Source organism: Streptomyces sp. NPDC030799, from assembly GCF_055572255.1.
The window spans coordinates 89,032-108,889 of record NZ_JBVIDS010000004.1 but is presented as its reverse complement, the minus strand read 5'-3'; the positions used below and the strand labels follow the sequence as shown (position 1 = coordinate 108,889).

Annotated in this window: 14 protein-coding genes; 6 read left to right on the top strand and 8 right to left on the bottom strand. The window is 72.9% G+C overall.

The genetic code is table 11. The features are described from left to right. The first annotated feature begins 329 nt into the window (after positions 1-329). On the top strand, positions 330-4,343 hold the full coding sequence (gene fxsT, locus ACZ41I_RS11405; RefSeq protein ID WP_468513927.1) for an FxSxx-COOH system tetratricopeptide repeat protein: 4,014 nt from the start codon (positions 330-332) through the stop codon (positions 4,341-4,343). 378 nt (positions 4,344-4,721) lie between these two features. On the opposite strand, the gene ACZ41I_RS11400 is transcribed toward fxsT, so the two are convergent. The 3 genes from ACZ41I_RS11400 to ACZ41I_RS11390 form a co-directional block, all read right to left on the bottom strand. Further along, positions 4,722-6,536, bottom strand: a complete 1,815-nt coding sequence (locus ACZ41I_RS11400) for an HEXXH motif domain-containing protein (RefSeq protein ID WP_468513926.1) — start codon at positions 6,534-6,536, stop codon at positions 4,722-4,724. A gap of 17 nt (positions 6,537-6,553) precedes the next feature. Beyond that, the gene (locus tag ACZ41I_RS11395) at positions 6,554-6,736 is read right to left on the bottom strand and encodes a hypothetical protein (RefSeq protein ID WP_399765850.1); all 183 of its coding nucleotides are present in this window, start codon (positions 6,734-6,736) and stop codon (positions 6,554-6,556) included. Between the two features lie 116 nt (positions 6,737-6,852). Next, on the bottom strand, positions 6,853-7,971 hold the full coding sequence (locus ACZ41I_RS11390; protein WP_468513925.1) for an effector-associated domain 2-containing protein: 1,119 nt from the start codon (positions 7,969-7,971) through the stop codon (positions 6,853-6,855). 254 nt (positions 7,972-8,225) lie between these two features. Between ACZ41I_RS11390 and ACZ41I_RS11385 the strand changes: the two genes are divergently transcribed. From ACZ41I_RS11385 to ACZ41I_RS11370, 4 genes are all read left to right on the top strand, one after another. Beyond that, complete coding sequence (locus ACZ41I_RS11385) at positions 8,226-8,411, top strand: hypothetical protein (RefSeq protein ID WP_363218477.1); 186 nt, start codon at positions 8,226-8,228, stop codon at positions 8,409-8,411. Beyond that, positions 8,408-10,195, top strand: coding sequence for an HEXXH motif domain-containing protein (locus tag ACZ41I_RS11380; RefSeq protein WP_468513924.1), 1,788 nt, complete (start codon positions 8,408-8,410; stop codon positions 10,193-10,195). The genes ACZ41I_RS11385 and ACZ41I_RS11380 overlap by 4 nt, the downstream gene beginning before the upstream one ends. 218 nt (positions 10,196-10,413) lie before the next feature. Continuing rightward, positions 10,414-12,462, top strand: a complete 2,049-nt coding sequence (locus ACZ41I_RS11375; RefSeq protein WP_468319064.1) for a phosphocholine-specific phospholipase C — start codon at positions 10,414-10,416, stop codon at positions 12,460-12,462. Between the two features lie 66 nt (positions 12,463-12,528). Then, on the top strand, positions 12,529-13,395 hold the full coding sequence (locus tag ACZ41I_RS11370) for an LURP-one-related family protein (RefSeq protein WP_363217508.1): 867 nt from the start codon (positions 12,529-12,531) through the stop codon (positions 13,393-13,395). 108 nt (positions 13,396-13,503) lie between these two features. Here the strand turns inward: ACZ41I_RS11370 and ACZ41I_RS11365 are convergent, their stop codons facing one another. Then, entirely contained in the window at positions 13,504-14,460 is a 957-nt protein-coding gene (locus ACZ41I_RS11365) for a DMT family protein (protein WP_468319060.1), read from the bottom strand. After that, positions 14,457-15,257, bottom strand: coding sequence for a phosphatase PAP2 family protein (locus ACZ41I_RS11360; protein ID WP_468513923.1), 801 nt, complete (start codon positions 15,255-15,257; stop codon positions 14,457-14,459). The genes ACZ41I_RS11365 and ACZ41I_RS11360 overlap by 4 nt, the downstream gene beginning before the upstream one ends. A gap of 169 nt (positions 15,258-15,426) precedes the next feature. Between ACZ41I_RS11360 and ACZ41I_RS11355 the strand changes: the two genes are divergently transcribed. Then, entirely contained in the window at positions 15,427-16,041 is a 615-nt protein-coding gene (locus ACZ41I_RS11355) for a TetR/AcrR family transcriptional regulator (RefSeq protein WP_363217505.1), read from the top strand. 150 nt (positions 16,042-16,191) lie between these two features. Here ACZ41I_RS11355 and ACZ41I_RS11350 read toward each other — a convergent pair whose 3' ends face one another. The 3 genes from ACZ41I_RS11350 to ACZ41I_RS11340 form a co-directional block, all read right to left on the bottom strand. Continuing rightward, complete coding sequence (locus tag ACZ41I_RS11350) at positions 16,192-17,229, bottom strand: DUF2510 domain-containing protein (protein ID WP_468513922.1); 1,038 nt, start codon at positions 17,227-17,229, stop codon at positions 16,192-16,194. A 113-nt stretch (positions 17,230-17,342) separates the two neighbouring features. Further along, positions 17,343-18,512: an anhydro-N-acetylmuramic acid kinase gene (locus tag ACZ41I_RS11345; RefSeq protein WP_468513921.1), complete on the bottom strand. Its 1,170-nt coding sequence runs from the start codon at positions 18,510-18,512 to the stop codon at positions 17,343-17,345. Between the two features lie 3 nt (positions 18,513-18,515). Beyond that, positions 18,516-19,826, bottom strand: coding sequence for an MFS transporter (locus ACZ41I_RS11340; protein WP_468513920.1), 1,311 nt, complete (start codon positions 19,824-19,826; stop codon positions 18,516-18,518). Positions 19,827-19,858 lie beyond the last annotated feature (32 nt).

Below are 19,858 nucleotides of genomic sequence, written 5' to 3'. Positions count from 1 at the left end.
CGGACCGTCCTCTCGGCCCCCCTGCGAGAGGGCCTTTTCCGGCCGTCTCCGTCCTTTCGGCCGGGCGGCGAAACGGCCCGGAGGCACCCTTGCGCGGTAGGGGGAGCGGTGCCACGCTGGTACGACTGCGCGCCCATGTTCCATCGCCTCATCCGGTCTTCTCTCACCCCTTCTGGCCTGTCGTCTTGCACCTGCGACAGTCCACTGACAGGGTGGGCGCGTGGTCACGCATGCCCGCGCGATGCGCCTCCCCTCCTTCATCCCGGCGACCAGAGCCCCTGGACGCGCAGAGAGTGCTTATGCGGTGTGACGATGACTCACGATCAGCGATGGCACCGACTTCTGACGCCGTGTCCCTTCAGGCGGCGTGCCAAGCCCTGAGCGGGCTCGCCGCACCCGACGCCGCCGGGCGCTGCGCCGTACTGCTGGTGGTGGACCACCACGTCACCATGCGGGTATGGGACTCGGTGGTCGAGCAACTCAGCTGCGGCCTGGCCGACTTGACGGGACTGGGTCCGGTGGCGGTCACCGGGCTGCTGTGCTCCGACGACACCGAACCGGACCGGGTCCGGCTGGCCGATCTGCCGCCCGTCAAGGCCGCCCGCCGGGTGGTGCTGGTGCTGACGGACGGCCTCGCCGCGGGCTGGCGGTCGGGAGCGGTGCTTCCGCTGCTGCGGGAACTGGGCGCGATGGGCCCCCTTGCGGTCCTGGAGCTGCCACCGCAACGGCTGTGGTTCCGTACCGGGCTGGACGTCCGCCGGATGCGACTGCGGGCCGGGGCGCCATGGGCACCCAACACCGAGCTGCGCTGGGAGCTGCGCACCTCGCCGCTGGAGCCCGTCGACGACGTCGACCCGGCGGGCGTGGTGCCGGTCCCCGTCCTGGAGCTCACCGAACGGTCGCTGGCGGGCTGGGCCGGCCTGGTGACCGGCCGCGGCGCCGGCCGGCTGGAGACGTCCGGCCTGCGCGCGCGCGAGTGGAAGCGCCGGGCGGACGCGGCGCGGGCCGTGCCGTGGATCGACGACGTACCCGATCCCGCGAGCGGCGTACCGCCGTGGGAGCGCGTCTCGGAGTTCCGGGCGGCGGCCTCGCCCACCGCGTTCGCGCTCGCCACCCGGTTGGCTGCGGCCCCGCTGACTCCGCAGGTGATGCGGGCCGTCACCGCCTCGTTACCGGGCGCCGGTCCGGCCCACCTCAGCGAGCTGCTGATGAGCGGCCTGGTGCGGCCCGCGGGCGGGGAGGCCGACCGGGCGGCCGATGTGATCTTCACGTTCGGTCCCAACATCCGCCAGGAGCTGCTGGCCCTGTCCCGGCGCCGGGACACCGTGCGGGTGCTGCACGAGGTGCGGTCACTGATGGCGGCGACGCCGGGGGACGGCGAGGACGGCGAGCCTGCCGTGACGGCGGACGGCGAGGCTGTCACCGCGGAAGGCGCCGAGGCCGCCGGACCCGCCGCGACCGCTACCGGCCGGCCGGCCGACGCCGGTCCGGTGCCGCCCGTCACGGTGCGCAATGTGTCCCTGCTGCGGGTGGAACTGGCCGCGCTGTCCGCCCTCTCCGGGCGTTTCCTCACCCGGGCCGGACAACTGGCCCGGGCGATCGACGAGTACGACCGCCAGCATACCGTCAGCCTGCGCAAGGGCAGCGGAGTCCGCAGGCCCGCCCGGACGGAGAGTCCGCGGCGATCCGGGCCCGCCGGCTCACCCGACCCCGCGCAGACCGCGTCAGTCCCCCGGGGCGCCGGGACCACTTCAGGAGGAGCCACGGCCATGACCACCACGCAGCAGCAGCCGACGGTGGGCAGCGGGCAGTCCACGCCGCGGGTCTGGGGCAACATCCCCCCGCGCAACCCGAATTTCACCGGCCGCGTGGATCTTCTCGAACGTCTGGGCGAGCGGCTGCGCGAGGGCACGACCACCGTGCTGCCCGAGGCGATCCACGGCATGGGCGGTGTGGGCAAGACCCAGCTGGCCATCGAGTACGCCTACCGGCACCAGTCCGAGTACGACGTCGTCTGGTGGATCCCCGCCGAGCGGCCCGGTCAGATCGGACAGGCCCTGGTGGAACTCGCCCAGCGGCTCGGGCTGGTCAGCAGCGCCGAGGCGAACATCGCCGGGCCCGCGGTGCGCGAGGCGTTGCGCGAGGGCCGGCCGTACTCCCGCTGGCTGCTGATCTTCGACAACGCCGACAGCCCGGAGCGGGTGCGGGAGTACTTCCCGACCGGCGGCAGCGGCACCATCCTGGTCACCTCCCGCAACCGCCGCTGGAGCGTGGTCGGCCCCTCCCTGGAGGTGGACGTCTTCACACGCGACGAGAGCAAGCAGCTGCTGCGCCGGTCCAGGGCCTACGGCGAGGAACTCAGCGACCAGGACGCCGACCGTCTCGCCGAGGCCCTCGGTGACCTCCCGCTCGCCCTGGAACAGGCGGCGGCCTGGCGGGCGGAGACCGGGATGCCGGTCTCGGAGTACCTGCGGCTGTTCGAGGACAAGCGCAGCGAACTCCTGGCGGTCTCGCCGCCCGCCGACTACCAGCTGCCGGTCGCGGCGGCCTGGAACGTCTCCCTCGACCACCTGGAGACCCGCAGCCGGACCGCGCTGCGCCTGCTCCAGCTGTGCTCCTACTTCGCCCCGGACCCGATCTCGCGTTCGATCTTCTCTGGTCTCGGAGCCTCCCAGATCGATCCCGACCTGGACCGGGCCCTCAACGATCCGATGCGGCTGGCCCGCGCCATCCGGGAAATCAACCGCTACTCGCTCGCCCGTATCGACCACCGGACCAACTCGATCGAGATGCACCGCCTCGTGCAGGCGGTGCTGGTCCACCGGATGACCCCCGAGGAACAGAAACGCATGCGCAATGGGGCTCACACACTGCTCGCCGCCGCCGACCCGAAGGGACCCAACCAGGCGGGCAACTGGCCTCGCTATGCGGAGCTGTACGGCCATGTCATCGCGTCCACGGCCATCGAGTCCGACCAGCCGTGGGTGCGCGAGCTCGTGATGAACGTCGCCAAGTACCTGTGGTACTGGGGTGATCACCCGGTCGCCCTGGAGTTCTCGGAGCAGGCGTGGGAGACCTGGCAGCGGCTGTTCGGGCCGGAGGACCAGCAGACCCTGCTGATGGGCTGGTGGCTGGGCTTCCTGTATCTCATGGTGGGGCGCCATGACGATGCCGCCGAGGTCGTGTCCGTCCTGAAGGACGCCTATACCCGGACCGCTCCGGCCGACCAGGAGGACACCCGCGAGGACGCGCTGGTGGCCCTGAACCTCGAAGCCGCGGTACGACGGCACCAGGGGGACTTCATCGCCGGTGCCGAGGTGGACGAGCTGGCCTATCAGCGGGCCTTGCGCGCCTTCGGCGAGGACGACCCCACCACGCTGGTCACCTCGCACAACCTCGGCGTCAGCCTGCGGCTGGTCGGCGACTTCCAGCGCGCCCTGGAACTCGACCGGAAGACCCATGTGATGAAGGTGCGGCTGTTCGGCCGTGACCATCAGCAGTCCCTGGTGACCGAGGCGAGTGTCGCCGTCGACGTGCGCGAGACGGGCAACTACGTCGGCGCCCGATCCCTTCAGCAGGCCGTCGTCGACGGCTACCGCGACACCTTCGGGCCGGAGAACCCCACCACGTTGCGGAACGTGCGCCAGCTCAGTGAGGCCTGCCGCAAGGAGGGCGACCAGGTGACCGCGCTGCTCCTGGCACGCGAGACGTTCGACCAGTTCACCCGCCGTTACGGCGACACGCACCCGGAGTCCCTGACGTCCGCGCTCGCCCTGTCGGTGGCACTGCGGCACAACGGTGACCTGGAAGGCGCGCTGGAGCGCGGGGTGAAGGCCGCGGAGGGTTTCCGCTCCGTCTTCCGGCCGGACCATCCCCATGTCATGGCCGCGGATGTGGACCTCGCGGTGACGCTGCGGCTCCTGGGCCGGGTGGCGGAAGCCAGAGAGCTGGACGAGGCGGCGCTGGCCTCGCTGAGCGGGCGGCTCGGTGACAGTCACCCGATCGTGCTGGCCTGCGCCATCAACCTGGCGAGTGACCTCAGTGCGCTGGGGCAGGTGGCCGAGGCCCGCGCACTGGGGGAGCGCACGGTGGCGCTGTGCCGTTCGCGGCTGGGGGAGGACCACCCGACCACGCTGGTGGGCGCGGCCAATCTCTCCCTGGACCTCATCGCCGTCGGCGAGCAGGCCGAGGGCGAGGCGCTGCGCGCAGCCACCCTGGCCCGGATGGAGCAGGTCCTGGACGAGCCGCGCCTCAGGTCGGCCGAGCCCGCCCCACACCCGGCGACCGAGCAGGCCAGGGCCCGGCGGCGCAGCGACTGCGACATCGACCCGATGCCGATGTAAAACCACCCATGTCACTCCTCCGCCTACCCGGACGGCAGTCACCGTGACGGACGGCCTTGCGCGTGGTCGAGCCGGGCCGGACAGGGAAGCGGGCCGTCTTGTTTCGGGTTGAGTTGAGGCAGGTCACCGTGGCCGGTCGTCGTGGTTCGGGGTTGAGCCGGCCGGGTGCAGGGGTGGGGCGCCTTGCTGTGTGGCTGGGCTGGGCCGTCTTGCTTCGTGGGTGAGTTGAGGCAGGTCATCGAGGCCGGTCGTCGTGGTTCGTGGCTGTGGGCGGGTGCGGGGGTGGGCCGCCGTCCTTTGCGGTTGGGCGGGGTCAGGTGCGGGGTGGGTCGCCTTGCTTCGCGGTCGAGTCGAGGCCGGTCGCCGACGACGGTTGCCTCACTGCTCGGTCGAGCCGAGCCAGGTGCCGAGGTGGATCGGGTCGGGGGCGGTGCCGGTGGTGCGGACGAGGGCCTGGTGCACGGCTCGGGCGCGCTCCGGGTGGTGGCAGAGCAGGCGGGCCGCCGCCGTGTCGGTGCCCGCCATGGCGAGGGCGCGGCCGAGACCCGCCCAGGCTCCGGCGGGGCAGGCATCGGTGGCCAGGTGTGACACATAGGCGTCCCGGGCCGCCGTGGCGTCGCCCGCGGCCAGCAGTGCGTCCGCGGTCAGGGCACCGGCGACCCTGGCGGCCGTCTTCTCGGCCGCGTCGGGTGGGGTCCCGTCGTCGTCCGTGCCGGCGAGACGGTAGCGGGCGAGCACCGACAGACTGTCGAGCCAGCGGGCCGACCGGTCGGGCACGGTCCCGGGTTCCGCCGCCAGCGAGGAGGGCGGCGTGTCCGCTCCGTCCAGCCATGCGCGGACCGCGTCGTCGACCGCCGGAGCGGGAGGCTGCCGGTGATGCGCGCGCCAGCGGGCGAGACGGTCCTGCGCGCACAGCCGGGCCAGCGCCAGGCAGTCCTCGGGTACCGGCTCGGACTGCCACTGCGCGGCTCGCTCGCGCAGCGCCTCCAGCAGCGCCGCGCCCAGCGGGGTGAAGCGCGGGTGGCGATGTATCTGCTCCATCGCCGTGGCCACATGGATGCGCCACAGGGCGAACTCGAAGTGCGCGAGGGCGTCACCTTCCGCTGCGGCGGCGCGGTGCGTACGCCAGAACGCGGTGATCCCCATGAAGGCGTAGATACCTTGGAGCAGTCCGTCCAGCGGCCGCGGATCGTCCCGCCAGGGTGCGTACCACAGCTGAGGGGATGCACTGGTGTCGCGGGTCAGCAACGGGGCCAGGTGCAGCAGGCCGCCGAGCTTCGTGTGCTGGAACTCGTGGACGAGGGTGACGGCCAGCTGAGTGGCGTCGTCCGGTTCCGAGGCCTCGATACCGCCGAACGCGTCCCCGGATGTGACGCTACGCGGCCGAAACCTTTCCCTTGCGGCTGTGGGAGTCAGTGAGAGCCAACTGCGGCGCATCGCGTCGGCCGTGGCGGGCTGCTCGTCCAGCAGCACGGCCCAAGCCCGCCCCAGGAACTCCCGCCACAGCGCCGCGGCTTCGTCGGACAGCGGTTGGGGCTCGGTCGGCGGCGGATACGTCCGGTAGGGGTCCGAATCGTCCAGGGCGATGTCGAGCCGCCGGCCCTCGGGCCCGACGACAACCCGTCGCACAGGGTGCCAGTGCGGGCCGGACGAACCCGGCGGAAACGGTACTGCGACCGTGGCACCGGGCACCTCCAGTACGGCCCTTCCGTCCTGCGCCCGGACGGTGGCCGTACCCCACGGCTCACGCACCGGCAGCACCGCGCAGCCGAGCGTCGGCAGGGGTACCCGGCCGTGCCACACCGGCACATCGATGGCGAAGTCCAGACCGGCGCGCAGTCCCGCCGAGGCGGCCAGGGCGCCGGCATGGCCGAGCACCACCGACAGCGGCGGCTCCTCCACGGCTGCCGCGCCACGCAGCCGACGCAGTACGGTGGCCAGCCACATGCCCGTCTGCGGGTACATCAGGAGATCCTCGACGACCTGGGGGGCGTGGCGCTGCGCCCGGCTGATCAGGTCCCAGGCGGGGCCGAGGTCCGTGATGTCGTCGAGTATCCGCAACAGCAGCAGGCGGCGGCTGCGCTCGGCCCCGAGGAGGAAGTCCAGGGTCTCCGAGCCGCCCTCGCCCCGGATCAGCTCCAGGACGCCGGCGGCGGGCAGGCGATGATGGGGCAGGGAGGGCTCAGCGCTCACGAGCGGCCCCGTGCGCGTCAGTCGAACCGCATGGCCCCGCCGTCGAGTTGGCTGACGCTGGCCAGATGGTGGTCGATCTGTGGCAGCAACTCCCGTACCGACGGCGCGAGGACTCGGTCGTCCATGGAGCGCAGCGTTTCAAGAGATACCCCCGCGAGATCGACCAGGCTGGACTCCACGTCGGACACAGTCGGCTCCATGGCGGCCAAACCCCTTCCCCCGGCTGTGTTTGGATGCTGGCTGCTCACATCCTCCTCATCATGACCCGCCGCACGGACGATGAAACCCCGCGCTCAGCCGGGCGCGCGATATCAGGTCACCCCGCGTCCGGGCCGGACCGGTGGCGCCGGGACAGTGCCGAAGCAGCCCGGTCCAGAAGCGTCACCCCGGCCGATCCGTCCTCCAACAGCCGTACCGCTTCCAGGAATTGGTCCAGGCTTCCCGGATAGCGCAGGCAGGTGCGCAGGATCCCGAACACGTCCGGCCGCAGGGAGGGCGAGCGGGGGCTCATCGCCGCGATCGACGGGTCGATGCCGGACAGCACCAGGTCGAGCGTGGTGCGGTCGGCCACGGTCGGCAGGGTGACCAAGGCGTCGGCCAGCGGGGCGAGTTCGCCGAGCCGGAGGTCGGAGGGCAGATGGGCCAGGTCGGCCGGGGCCGGTGAGGCCCCGGTGACCTCCGGCGCCCGGGACAGGCCGGCCGGGGACGGGGGCAGTCCGGCGTATGTATGCAGGGTGGTCAGCTCGGCGGGGCTCAGCAGCGCGTACCAGCGGCTCACCCGGACGGCCGCGAGCCGGCCCAGCCCGTCCGCCGGATGGTGGGTGCTGATCAGGCCGACCAGCCGCCCGTCGTACCACACGGCCGCCCCCGACATCCCCTCCCAGGGCGAGCGCCGCGGATCCGGGTCGGCGGCCGGCGGGGTCACCGCCAGCTCCAGTGTGCCTTCGCGACGGTTGGAGAGGACCGAAGTGAGCCCGTGTGCATGGCAGGAGTCGCGGTACTGCGAGGGCGAACCGTCGTCCAGCAGACGCATCCGGTCCTTGCGCAGCTTGAAGCGGGGAAAGCCCAGCGCGCTCCACGGCAGGTGCAGATCCGCGTCCGGCAGGTCGCCGTAGAGCGGGGGGCCGGCCGGTGCCGCGTGCGGACCGGGCGGCGGCGGACCGGTGAGGGCGAGGAGTGCCACGTCCGCCTTGCCGGAGGCGAGAACCACCCGGGCCGGCGCGGTCCACTCGTCGGGGCGGTCGGCGTCGAACCGGACCCGCACAGCGTCCTCGGCCGCGCCCTGTACGACGTGCGCGGCCGTGAGCACCCAGCCAGGACCCACCCGGTAGCCGGAGCCGCGCCGGCCCGGACCCCGGGCGTCGCCCGTCGCCCGGACCATCACCTCCGCCACCCGGAGCGGGTCCAGACCGGGGCGTCCGTCCGGCTCCGGCACCGGGCTCAGCCCGTCCGCCGCGGAGCGGCCCCGGAACAGGGCAAAGCCGCGGCGTGGCAAAAGAGTTCAGTCACGCTCGCGTTCTACCCGCAAGGCGTCGGGGATCACTCATTTCGGGTGGCTTTCCGTGCGGCGGCCGTGGGGTGGGGTGTCGGTGCACTAGAGTCGATCAAGTCGTATGAATACCGCCGAAAGGTGGTATTCAGTGACATTCTTCGTCGGATCCAGTTCATGCCACACACAGGGACAGCGCGATGCACATGCCGGGAGTCGAGTCCGAGCTGGTTGATCTCAGTGGCGTTCGGCTGGACGACTTGCCCGGGACGCAACTGCCGCCGTCCGACGCCTCCATGAGCCGGCTGCTCGGCCGGATCGACGACGGTGAAGGCAGCTACGGCGGCTACCAGCCGCCGCGCGAGGCCCAGGGACTTCTTCCGTGACCCACCCGGCTTCCGTGACCCACCCGGCCGCCCCGCCCCATGTCCTTTCCGCCACCGCCTTCGACGAACTGCTCTGCGGTGCCGGCGGGCCGGACACCGTGGCCGGCCTGAGGGCGAGCGAGCGCAGCTGGCGGCTGCTCGCCATCCGTGCGGTGCTGGACACCGCACCACCGCCGGACCTCGCCGGCCCGCTGCCGCCGCCTGCCGAAGCCTGGCAGTTGCTCGTCCGGGCCGGGGCGGCCGACCCGGCCGCGGCCGAGCGGGTGCTGGCCTACCCGGCGACCGGCGCCTGGGCCGCCCACACCCTGCGCCGGCTGCGTGGCAGCGCCCGGGACGACGCACCTGTGTGGGTGCACACCGGCCACCTCCAGGCCCTCGCGGCGAGCGCGGCGATCCTGGCCGGGCTGGAGTTCCGTGCGGACGTGCCGGTGCGGCGCGGCTGGGTGGTGCTGCCCTGCCTGGGGGCCCTGCGACTGGACGGTGGCGGCCACGAGCCGGACACCACCGAGGCGTACGACGACGGTGCCGCCTGGTCGACCGCCGAGGTACGCGCCGAAGGCGGAGGACGCGTCACGGTCGCCGCACGGCCCGTGCCCGGCCCCGGCTGGCACCCCCTGACCCAGCTGACCGCCGAGGGCTGCACCCTGGTGCTCGACGACCTCGACCCCTACCGCACCCTGCGCACACCCGCCGTACCCGAGCCGCTCCCCGCCGCCGACGACTGGCGACAACTGTTCGCCGGGGCGTGGGAGGTGCTGAGGGAGACCGGGGCCGAGGAGGCCCGGGCGATCGCACGGGGGCTGTCCGTGGTCGTGCCCCGGCCGCGGGCCGAGCGGTACCGGCCGCACAGCGCCTCCTCCGGGGACGCCTTCGGCGCGGCGCTGGCGTCCGTCCCCGACGACGCCGAGCAGTTCGCCTCGACTCTCGTGCACGAGTTCCAGCACAGCAAACTCAGTGCGCTCATGCACCTGTTCACCCTGCACGAGGACACCGGCGAACAGCGGTACTACGCTCCCTGGCGCGACGACCCGCGCCCCCTCGGCGGTCTGCTGCAGGGTGTGTACGCCTTCCACGGTGTCACCCGGTTCTGGCGCCGCCGTCAGCACCCCCTCGCCCACTTCGAGTTCGCCCTGTGGCGCACCCAGACCGCGCACGCCCTGCACTCCGTCGCCGCCGCACCCCAGCTCACCGAGCTGGGACGGAGGCTGGTGGCCGAGCTGACCGCAACGCTCCGGCCCTGGCTCACCGAACCGGTCGGCGCCCGCGCGCTCGCCGCAGCCGAACTCGCCGCCGCCGACCACCGGGCGACCTGGCGGGCCTATCATCTGCGGCCCGATCCGGACGCGGTTGGCGAGTACGCCGAGGCCCTCGCGCGGAGCGCCCCGCCGCCCCCGGGCCTTTCCACCCCCAGACTGGTCCCCGGGCGTCCGGTGCGTGGCTTGGACACGCGCGCGGTGCTGCTGCGCCGTCTGCTGGCCGACCCCGAGGACGTCCACCGTTTCGGCGCAGCCCCCGGCGCCGTCGTCGAGGGCGCGCGCCCCGAGGACGTCGCCCTGGTCACGGGCCGCACCGGAGAGGCGCTCGACGCCTTCCGGAGCCGGATCGTCCGGGGCGAGGGCGACCCGGAGACCTGGACCGGCCTCGCCCTTGCCGCCCGCGCGCACGGCGACCCGGGAGGCGAGGCCCTCCTCGCCGCCCCCGAACTCGCCATGGCCCTGTACGCGCTGGGCGAACGGGACCCGCTGGAACTGGGCCGCGCCCTCGCACGGCAGTTCACCCCGTAGCCCGAAGTCACCGGCCCGCCACGAGCGTTGGCTTCGGTGACCGGTGCCTCATATGCCCCCGTGGTGCGCACCGCACGGACCGCCGAGTTTCACACAGGCGCCACCAGACCCTTCCCTGACGTTTGCTGCTCTTGGAACACTCGCTCCGCGCAGATTCCGTCATGTGTACGGCATCACGGCGGCATCACGTACGTCAGGACGAGAGGACCCTCACACCCATGGCCGAAGTCAACCGGCGCCGTTTCCTTCAACTCGCGGGCGCCACCACCGCGTTCACCGCGCTGTCCGGCAGTATCCAGCGCGCCGCGGCCCTGCCCGCGCACCATCGCACGGGGACGGTCCAGGACGTCGAGCACATCGTCGTCCTCATGCAGGAGAACCGATCCTTCGACCACTACTTCGGCACGCTCCGCGGCGTCCGCGGTTTCGGCGATCCCCGCTCCGTCACGCAGAACGGCCGGTCGGTCTGGAAGCAGTCCGACGGCACGAAGGACATCCTGCCCTTCCATCCGGACGCCGACGACCTGGGCCTGGCCTTCATCCAGGACCTGCCGCACGGCTGGCAGGACACGCACGCCGCCTTCAACGGGGGCAAGTACGACAAGTGGGTGCCGGCCAAGGGCACCACGACCATGGCGTACCTGACCCGCGAGGACATCCCGTTCCACTACGCGCTCGCCGACGCCTTCACCCTCTGCGACGCCTACCACTGCTCGTTCATGGGCTCGACCGACCCGAACCGCTACTACATGTGGACCGGTTACGTCGGCAACGACGGCAAGGGCGGCGGCCCCGTCCTCGGCAACGACGAGAAGGGCTACGGCTGGACGACGTACCCGGAGCGCCTGGAGCAGGCCGGGGTCTCCTGGAAGATCTACCAGGACGTCGGCGACGGCCTGGACGCCGCCGGCGGCTGGGGCTGGATCGACGACGCCTACCGCGGCAACTACGGCGACAACTCGCTGCTCTATTTCAACCAGTACCGCAATGCCAAGCCCGGCGACCCGCTGTACGACAAGGCCCGCACCGGCACCGACGCGAAGAAGGGCGAAGGCTTCTTCGACCAGCTGAAGGCCGACGTGAAGGCCGGCAAGCTGCCGCAGGTCTCCTGGGTCGTCGCCCCCGAGGCCTTCACCGAGCACCCCAACTGGCCCGCCAACTACGGCGCCTGGTACATCTCCCAGGTCCTCGACGCGCTCACCGCCGACCCCGAGGTGTGGGCCAAGACCGCGCTGTTCATCACGTACGACGAGAACGACGGCTTCTTCGACCACGTCGTCCCGCCCTTCCCGCCGGCTTCGGGCGCCCAGGGCAAGTCGACCGTCGATCCCTCCCTCGATCTGTACAAGGGCGACGCGAGCCATGTCGCCGGTCCCTACGGACTCGGCCAGCGGGTGCCGATGCTGGTGGTCTCGCCGTGGAGCAAGGGTGGTTACGTCTGCTCCGAGACCTTCGACCACACCTCGATCATCCGGTTCATCGAGCGCCGCTTCGGCGTGCGGGAGCCGAACGTCTCGCCCTGGCGCCGCGCCGTCACCGGCGACCTGACCAGCGCCTTCGACTTCTCCCGCAAGGACACCGAACCGGTCGCGCTGCCGTCCACGGCCGCCTATCAGCCGCGGGACCGGGGCCGTCACCCCGACTACGTGCCCAAGCCGCCCGCCAACCCCTCCCTGCCCAGGCAGGAGCGCGGCCACCGGCCCACCCGCCCGCTGAAGTACGCCCCGGTGGTGGACGGTTCCGCGGACACGGCGGCCGGCACCTTCACGCTCACGTTCGCCTCGGGGGCGCACGCGGGCGCCGCCTTCCTCGTGACCTCCGGCAACCGCACCGACGGCCCCTGGACCTACACCACCCAGGCCGGCAAGTCCCTGTCCGACACCTGGAACTCGGCCTACTCCGGCGGCGTCCACGACCTCGCCGTGCACGGCCCCAACGGCTTCCTGCGCGTCTTCAAGGGCAAGGGGAAGGCGGCGGGCCCCGAGGCGACCGCCCGGCACGTGGGCGACCACCTGGAACTCACCTTCACCAACAAGGGTGCCGGCACGGTGAGGCTGAGGCTCGTGAGCGGCTACGGCGGCAGTCCGGCCACCGTGACCGTACGGCCCGGCGCGACGGTCAGGCACACCGTCGACCTCACGGCGAGCAAGCGCTGGTACGACGTGACGGTCACCTGCGACGGCGACCCGGCCTTCCTGCGCGGCTTCGCCGGCCACGTCGAGAACGGGCGCCCCGGCGTCAGCGACCCGGCCATCGCCGCGGAGTGAACGGGCGATGAACACCGCTCCGTGCGGACTGGTCAGGTACCGGTCACAGCAGGGTAGTGTGCCCCGGTGACCACGCAATCGAACACTCCTGCAGGCTGGTACCCGGATCCGCACGGAGCGCCGCAGACGCTCCGCTACTGGGACGGCGCGCAGTGGACCGAGCACACCAACCCGGCGCAGGCGCCCGCCGGTCAGATGCCCCAGCAGCAGACCGCTCCGCAACAGCAGACCGCTCCGCAGCACTACGGCGCCCCGCAGGCGCAGACCGCCGACCCCAAGGTGCAGCGCCAGGTGCAGCAGCAGGCCGGGGTCGCGGCCGGCGGCCCCGGCGGCGGCACCCTGTTCACCGAGCCCGTCCTGGTGGTGAACCAGAAGGCCAAGCTGATCGAGGTGACCAACGAGTACAAGGTCATGGATCAGAACGGCCGCGAGATCGGCTCGGTCACCGAGGTCGGCCAGGGCGTGCTGAGGAAGATCTTCCGCTTCATCTCCAGCTGGGACCAGTTCCTGACCCACAAGCTGGAGATCCGCGACGCCTACGGGCAGCCGCAGCTGCTGCTGACCCGCCCCGCGAAGATCTTCAAGTCCCGGGTCATCGTGACCCGCCCGGACGGCTCGCAGGTCGGTGAGATCGTCCAGCAGAACATGATCGGGAAGATCAACTTCGCGATGAACGCGAACGGCCAGCAGGTCGGCGCGATCAAGGCGGAGAACTGGCGGGCGTGGAACTTCGCCATCGTCGACCACGCGGACAACGAGGTGGCCCGGATCACCAAGACCTGGGAAGGCCTCGCCAAGACGCTCTTCACGAGCGCCGACAACTACGTCCTGCAGATCCACTACCAGCTGCCCGAGCCGCTGCTGAGCCTCGTGGTGGCGACGGCCCTGACCGTCGACACCGCGCTGAAGCAGGACTCGCGGGGCTGGAACTGAGCGGGCCCCGACGGGGAGAACGGAACACGGGGAGTACGGCGACGGCGGCCGGTGCCTGCGCAGTTCGCGCGCACCGGCCGCCGTCGTGTGTCCGCGGAGCCCGGGCGGTCAGAGCGAGGTGAGGTGTCCCGGCTGTTCCGGCTGCCGGGGCACCAGCGCCGGTTCGGCGGTCGCCGTGCCCGGCTCCAGCGCCAGCACCGCGGCCACGGGGTGGTCATCGTCCTCAAGCACCGGCTGCACCGGATCCGGCGTGCCCCGGGTGAGCAGGACCACGCCCCAGGACGCCAGGCCGGCCCCGGCGAGGGCCAGCAGGACGCCGGCCGGGCCGCCCCTGAGGCCCTGGCCGAGCAGGGTGAGCCCGATGACCGCGGCCGCCACCGGGTTGGTGAGGGTGACCACCGCCAGCGGCGCGCCGAGGCCGTCGCGGTAGGCGGTCTGGGACAGCAGCAGCCCGCCGGCGGCGAACGCGGCGACGAGCACGGCGACGACGATCACCTCGGTGCTCGGGCCCGGCCCGGTGCGGTCGGTGGCCGCCACGGTCACCGTCTGGGTCAGCGCCGAGGCGACACCGGAGGCGAAGCCGGACGCCGTCGCGTGCCTGAGCCCCGGCCGGGCGCCGGGCCACGACAGCATGCCGATGGCGGCAGCGGTCGTACCGGCGACCGCCAGCGCCTCGGTCAGGGTCAGCACCCGTGCGGGCGCCGGTCCCGAGGCGGTGACGAGCAGTGCGGCGAGCCCGAGCAGCGTCAGCGCCGTACCCCGCCACTCCGCCGTACCGACCCGGCGTCCGGCCGCCCGCGCCCCGAGCGGCACGGCCGCGACCAGGGTGAGCGCGCCCAGCGGCTGGACGAGGGTGAGCGGACCGTACTTGAGGGCGACGACGTGCAGCAGGGCGGCGGCCGCGTTCAGGCCGACCGCCGACCACCAGGCACCGGTGCCGAGCAGCCGCAGCAGGCCGGTGCCGGTGGTGCGCGAGGCGAGGCGCTCCTGGGCGACGGCGGCCAGCGCGTAGGCGACGGCCGAGACGAGGCAGAGGGCTACGGCGGCCAGGGCGGCGGCGCTCATCGGCCCGCTCCCGCGAGGACGGGCTCGCGCGGCGCGAGCCGGCCGGTACCGCCTCCCGGCGCGGTGGCCGTCGGGTGCGGCGGACGGACCACGGCCAGGGCTATGCCGAGCATGGCCGTGGCCACGAGCGCGTCGAGCCAGTAGTGGTTCGCCGTGCCCACGATCACCAGCAGGGTGATCAGCGGGTGCAGCAGCCACAGCGGGCGCCACCGGGACCTGGTGGCCGCGATCAGGCCGACAGCCACCATCAGCGCCCAGCCGAAGTGCAGCGACGGCATCGCCGCGAACTGGTTGGACAGGTGGTCGCCGGCCGGCGGGCCGTACACGGACGGGCCGTACCGGCGGGCGGTGTCCACCAGACCCGTACCGGTCAGCATCCGCGGCGGGGCGAGCGGGAAGGTGAACGGCAGCACCAGCGCGGCGGTGGTGACGAGGGCGAGGACCCGGCGGGCCCACACATAGTGGGCGGGCCTCCTGAGGTAGAGCCAGACCAGGAAGGCGAGCGTCGCCGGGAAGTGGACGGTGGCGTAGTAGGTGTTCGCGAGGCGGACGAGGGTGTCGCCGTGCAGCAGTGCGGACTGCACGCCGTTCTCGTGCGGGAGATGCAGGGTCCGTTCCAGGTCCCACACGCGGTGTGCGTTGTGGAAGGCGGTCCCGGTGTGCCCGATGGCCAGTTGCCGGCCGAGCTTGTAGACGAGGAAGAGCCCCGCGACCAGCAGAAGCTCACGTATCAGCGCCGGACGCGCGGTCGCGTCCGGCTCCGCTTCTGCCTCTGCAGGCTCGGTTCGGGCATTCATCCCCCGGCCCCTTCGCTGACGGTGGTGCGGGTGTGCACATCATCGATACGCTGTCGTACCGATACGCCAGTGTACCGATACGGTTCGGTACCGGTACACTGGCGTATCGATTGATGTGCGACACACTGGAGACACAGGGCCAGGGCCCACGAGTGAGAGGAAGCACCGCATGACGTCGCAGGCCGCGGACGGACCGGAGACGGTCGTCGCCTCGCGCCGCTCCAAGATCACGCCGGAGCGTGAGCGGGAGTTCTTCGACGCCGTGCTGGAGCAGATCCGCGAGTGCGGCTACGAGTCGGTCACCATGGAGGGCGTCGCCGCCAGCACCCGCTGCAGCAAGTCCACGCTCTACCGGCAGTGGAAGACCAAGCCCCAGTTCGTCGCGGCCGCACTGCGGGCCAACCGCCGGGTGCGGTTCGCCGGCATCGACACCGGATCGCTCGCCGAGGACCTGCGCCAGGCCGCGCGGGCCGCGGGTGACTGGTCCGGCAAGGACACCAGGCTGCTGCAGGCGCTCGGGCACGCGGTGACGGCGGACCAGGAACTGGCCCGGGCGCTGCGCGAGGCGCTGGTGTATCCGGAGATCGCCGCGCTGCAGGAGATGCTCGCGCGGGGTGTGGCCCGGGGCGAGGTGCGAGCGGACCATCCGGCCCTGGAGTACATCCCCGCGATGATCTTCGGCGTGCTGCGCGTAAGGCCCGTGCTCAGCGGCCAGTACGCCGACGCCGACTATCTCGCCCGGTTCGTGGAGGCCACCGTGCTGCCTGCGCTCGGGCTGACATAGGACTCAGGTCGCCGTTCACGGGATGACTCGACGGCGACCTGCCCGCGCCGCACCGTGGGGACGGGGGCGGCGCGCACCCCCGGCCGGGTGGGGCTCCTCTTGAGCGGAGGGGAGCCCCGCCCGGCCACATCATGTGCGGGCGGGCCGGGATCAGACGTCCTGGCCGTTCCCGCCCCCGGACGAGACCTTGATCCCCTTGAGGATCTCGTCGATGACCGACGTGTTCTGTCCGACGTCGATGCCGAAGCGCACCACCACGATCTGCCGGGCGTCGTCGGGCGAGGGGAAGGCGACCGACTCGACGTATCCGTCGGCGCCCTTGCTGGTGACCGCCTTCCAGCGCACCATGTAGCCCTTCTGCCCGGCCACCGTCACCGTCCCGGAGCCGAGCACCTGGTGCGAGGTGATGCTGCCGTAGGTGCTCCCGCCGTAGGACTGCTTGGCGTTCGCCGCGATGTCCGCCTTGGCGACCTCCTCCGCGGTGTCGCCCTTGATGCGCAGTGCCCGCGCCGGAGCCGTGTAGGCGCCGCCGGGGGTGCAGGTCTGGGCGGGATTGCCCGGGCACGTGTAGGAGTCGTCGGAGGTCACCTCCGCGCCGAGGCGGATCGTCTGCCCGGTCCAGCCCTGGGGCACCGGCAGGCTGATCCCGTTGGCCAGGTCAGGCACCGTGCCGCCGCCCTTGACCTTGGGCGCCTCGGGCTGACCCGGCGACGGCGAGGCCCCACCGGATCCGCCCCCGGACCCGCCCTGACCGCCGAAGCCGCCCGAGCCGCCGGGTCCGCCGCCCTGGCCGCCGTCCTGCCCGCCCGCGGCTCCCTGCCGGGTCCCGGCCCGGTCGGCGTGGCCGTCGGGGTTCTTGGCGAGCGCCCACGCGCCGACCGCGATGCTCGCCAGGACCGCCACCCCCACCGTGACGGCTATGCCGGTGCGCAGGCGCCGGGACCCGTTGCGGGCCGCAGCGGGGTAGGCCGGATACGGCGGATAACCGGGCTGTGCGCCGTACCCGGGGGGAACGGAGGGCGCCGCCGGGTGCGTCGGCTGCTGTGCCGGGGGACCCCACGGGGCGGCCGTCCCGGCGGGGCGGGTCCGGTCCGTCCAGGCCTTGCCGTCCCACCAGCGCTCGGTGGGCGCACCGTCGTTCGTCTGCCCGGGGTCGGGGTACCACCCGGGGGGAGTCACCTGCGTCATGCCCATACCGTATGAGGCGACGGTGAAAGCGCGATGAGAGGACCCGTGTCCCCGCCCTCGGACGAGATGATCCGCCCCGTCGGTTCCGCCCCGCGGCCGCCCGGCCGCCCTCGTCACGGCCCCCGGTCCGCCCCCTCCACCACCAGTCGCACCGGCCCGCGCGACGCCGCCGGCGGCAGCCGGAACCCGTCCCTGCCCGGGGTCAGCGACCCCAGCACGCTCGGATGGCGGGCGCCCGTGCTGCGCGGATCGGTACCGGGCAGGCCATGGGCGGTCAGGAAGCCGAGGACCGCGAAGGCGTACGCCTCCTTCGCGGCGCCCGGCAGCCCCAGCTCGTCCGAGGCACGCACCGCCACGGGCGCCAGCTCCTCCCGGAGCATCCTCACCAGCACCGGGTTGCGGATGCCGCCGCCGGACGCGATCACCTCGCCGGCGCCGACGGACCGCACCGCGTCCGCGACCGTCCGGGCCGTCAGCAGGGCGAGGGTCGCCAGCGCGTCCTCGGGACGGATGCCGTCGAACAGCCCGGCCGACCGCAGATACCCGGCGTGGAACACCTCCTTGCCGGTCGTCTTCGGCGGTGGCAGCGCGTAGTACGGGTCCGCGAGCAGCCGGTCCAGCAGCCGCCGCTCCGGCCGCCCGCGCCCGGCCAGCGCGCCGTCCGCGTCATAGGCCTCGCGTCCGCCGCTGAACTCCCGGACCGCCGCGTCCAGCAGCGCACAGCCCGGTCCGGTGTCGAACGCCGTCCCGTCCGGTGCGGTCAGATTCGCGATGCCGCCGATGTTCAGGGCCACCGCCCGGCCCGGCCTGCCGCGCAGCCACAACAGATCGACCAGGCTGACCAGCGGCGCGCCCTGACCGCCGGCCGCGACGTCCCGGGCCCGGAAATCGGCGACCACCGGCAGCCCGGTCGCCTCCGCGATCCAGGCGGGCTGACCGATCTGGAGCGTGCCGTGCACCCGGCCGCCCGCCGCCCAGTGATACACGGTCTGCCCGTGCGAGGCCACCAACTCCGCCCGCCCGCCGCACAGTTCACGGTCCGCCCGCACCGCCGCCGCCGCGAACGCCCGCCCGATGCCGGTGTCCAGCCGGCACACCTCGGCGAGCGGTACGGCGGCCGGCGGCAGCGCTCCCGTGAGCGCCGCGCGCAGACCGGCGTCGTACGGGCTGCTCACCATCCCCAGGGGCCGCAGCAGCAGCGTGTCACCGTCGAGCCGGAGCCCGGCCGCCGCCGCGTCGACCGCGTCGTACGACGTCCCCGACATCAAACCGATCACCAGCATCGGTCAACTCACCTTCCCCGAGGGGTGTGTCCGCTTCTTCGAGGGATGTCCGAGCAGGGCCAGGGCGCTGACCGCGCACGCCGTCGCCGCGTAGTACGCGGGCACGTCCGGGTTGCCGGTGCGGCGCACCGCCTCCGTGATGATCAGCCCGGCGCAGCCGGAGAACACCGCGTTCGCCAGGGCGTAGGCGAGACCGAGGCCCGTCCAGCGCACCCCGGTCGGGAACGTCTCGGCCAGCAGCGCGGGGCCCGGACCGGCCATCAGGCCCACCATCGCGCCCGCAGCGGCGAGCGCCCACCCCTTCACGAGTCCCGAAACAGCCGGATCCTGAAGGAGATCGAGGACCGGAAGCGCCGTCACCGCCACCAGCACGGCCCCCGCGATCAGCACCGGACGCCGCCCGACCCGGTCGCTGAGCAGTCCCGCCGGCAGGATCGCCGCCGCGAACCCCGCGTTGGCCACGGCCGCGGAGAGCAGCGCCCGGCGCACATCCGCATGCAGCGAGACCTGGAGGTACGAGGGCAGCACCACCAGGAACGTGTAGCCGGCCGCCGCCCAGCCCGTCACCCGCGCCGCCGCGAGCAGCAGCGCCCCGGACCCGAGCCGCACCGTCCGCACACCCTCCCGCTCCGCGTGCGCCAGAAACGACGGGGTCTCCGCCAGCCCCGCCCGCAGCCACAGCGCCACCATGCCCAGCGGCAACGCCAGCAGGAACGGCACACGCCAGCCCCAGGCGGCCAGCTGGGCCCCGGAGAGCACGGCCGCCGTCAGCGCCGCCACGCCCGCCCCGCAGAGCAGCCCCAGCGCCACCGTGAACGACTGCCACGCCCCGTACAGACCCCGCCGTCCCGGCGGCGCGAACTCCGTCAGCACCGTCACGGCGCCACCGAACTCCCCGCCCGCCGACAGCCCCTGAAGCACCCTCAGGAACGTCAGGAGCCACGGGGCGAGCGCGCCCGCGGTGCCGTACGTCGGCAGCACGCCGATCAGCGTCGTCGTCCCCGACATCAGCGCGACCACCGCGATCAGCACCGGACGCCGCCCCCACCGGTCGCCCAGCCGGCCGAACAGCACCGCGCCGAGCGGCCGGAAGAAGAAGGCCAGCGCGAACGAGGCGTACGTTCGCACCAGCGCCTCGGCCGTGCCGCCGCCCGCCGGGGCGAAGAACCGCTCGGCCAGCACGGTGGCCAGAAAGCCGTAGACCCCGAACTCGTACCACTCGACGAGATTGCCCACCGAACCCGCCGCCACCGCGCGCACCGCCGGCACGCGCGAGGGCGCTCGGGCGCCGGAAACAGGTTTCGTGCCAGCCATGGTTGACGCTCCGTCCGCTGCTGACCGGCTGC

Excerpts from the sequence above, each read along its gene's own strand:
- ACZ41I_RS11365 (WP_468319060.1), bottom strand. The coding sequence starts at position 14,460 with ATGAGCGCCGCCGCCCTGGCCGCCGTAGCCCTCTGCCTCGTCTCGGCC.
- ACZ41I_RS11340 (WP_468513920.1), bottom strand. The coding sequence starts at position 19,826 with ATGGCTGGCACGAAACCTGTTTCCGGCGCCCGAGCGCCCTCGCGCGTG.
- ACZ41I_RS11360 (WP_468513923.1), bottom strand. The coding sequence starts at position 15,257 with ATGAATGCCCGAACCGAGCCTGCAGAGGCAGAAGCGGAGCCGGACGCG.
- fxsT (WP_468513927.1), top strand. The coding sequence starts at position 330 with ATGGCACCGACTTCTGACGCCGTGTCCCTTCAGGCGGCGTGCCAAGCC.
- ACZ41I_RS11375 (WP_468319064.1), top strand. The coding sequence starts at position 10,414 with ATGGCCGAAGTCAACCGGCGCCGTTTCCTTCAACTCGCGGGCGCCACC.
- ACZ41I_RS11395 (WP_399765850.1), bottom strand. The coding sequence starts at position 6,736 with ATGGAGCCGACTGTGTCCGACGTGGAGTCCAGCCTGGTCGATCTCGCG.
- ACZ41I_RS11355 (WP_363217505.1), top strand. The coding sequence starts at position 15,427 with ATGACGTCGCAGGCCGCGGACGGACCGGAGACGGTCGTCGCCTCGCGC.
- ACZ41I_RS11345 (WP_468513921.1), bottom strand. The coding sequence starts at position 18,512 with ATGCTGGTGATCGGTTTGATGTCGGGGACGTCGTACGACGCGGTCGAC.
- ACZ41I_RS11350 (WP_468513922.1), bottom strand. The coding sequence starts at position 17,229 with ATGACGCAGGTGACTCCCCCCGGGTGGTACCCCGACCCCGGGCAGACG.
- ACZ41I_RS11385 (WP_363218477.1), top strand. The coding sequence starts at position 8,226 with ATGCACATGCCGGGAGTCGAGTCCGAGCTGGTTGATCTCAGTGGCGTT.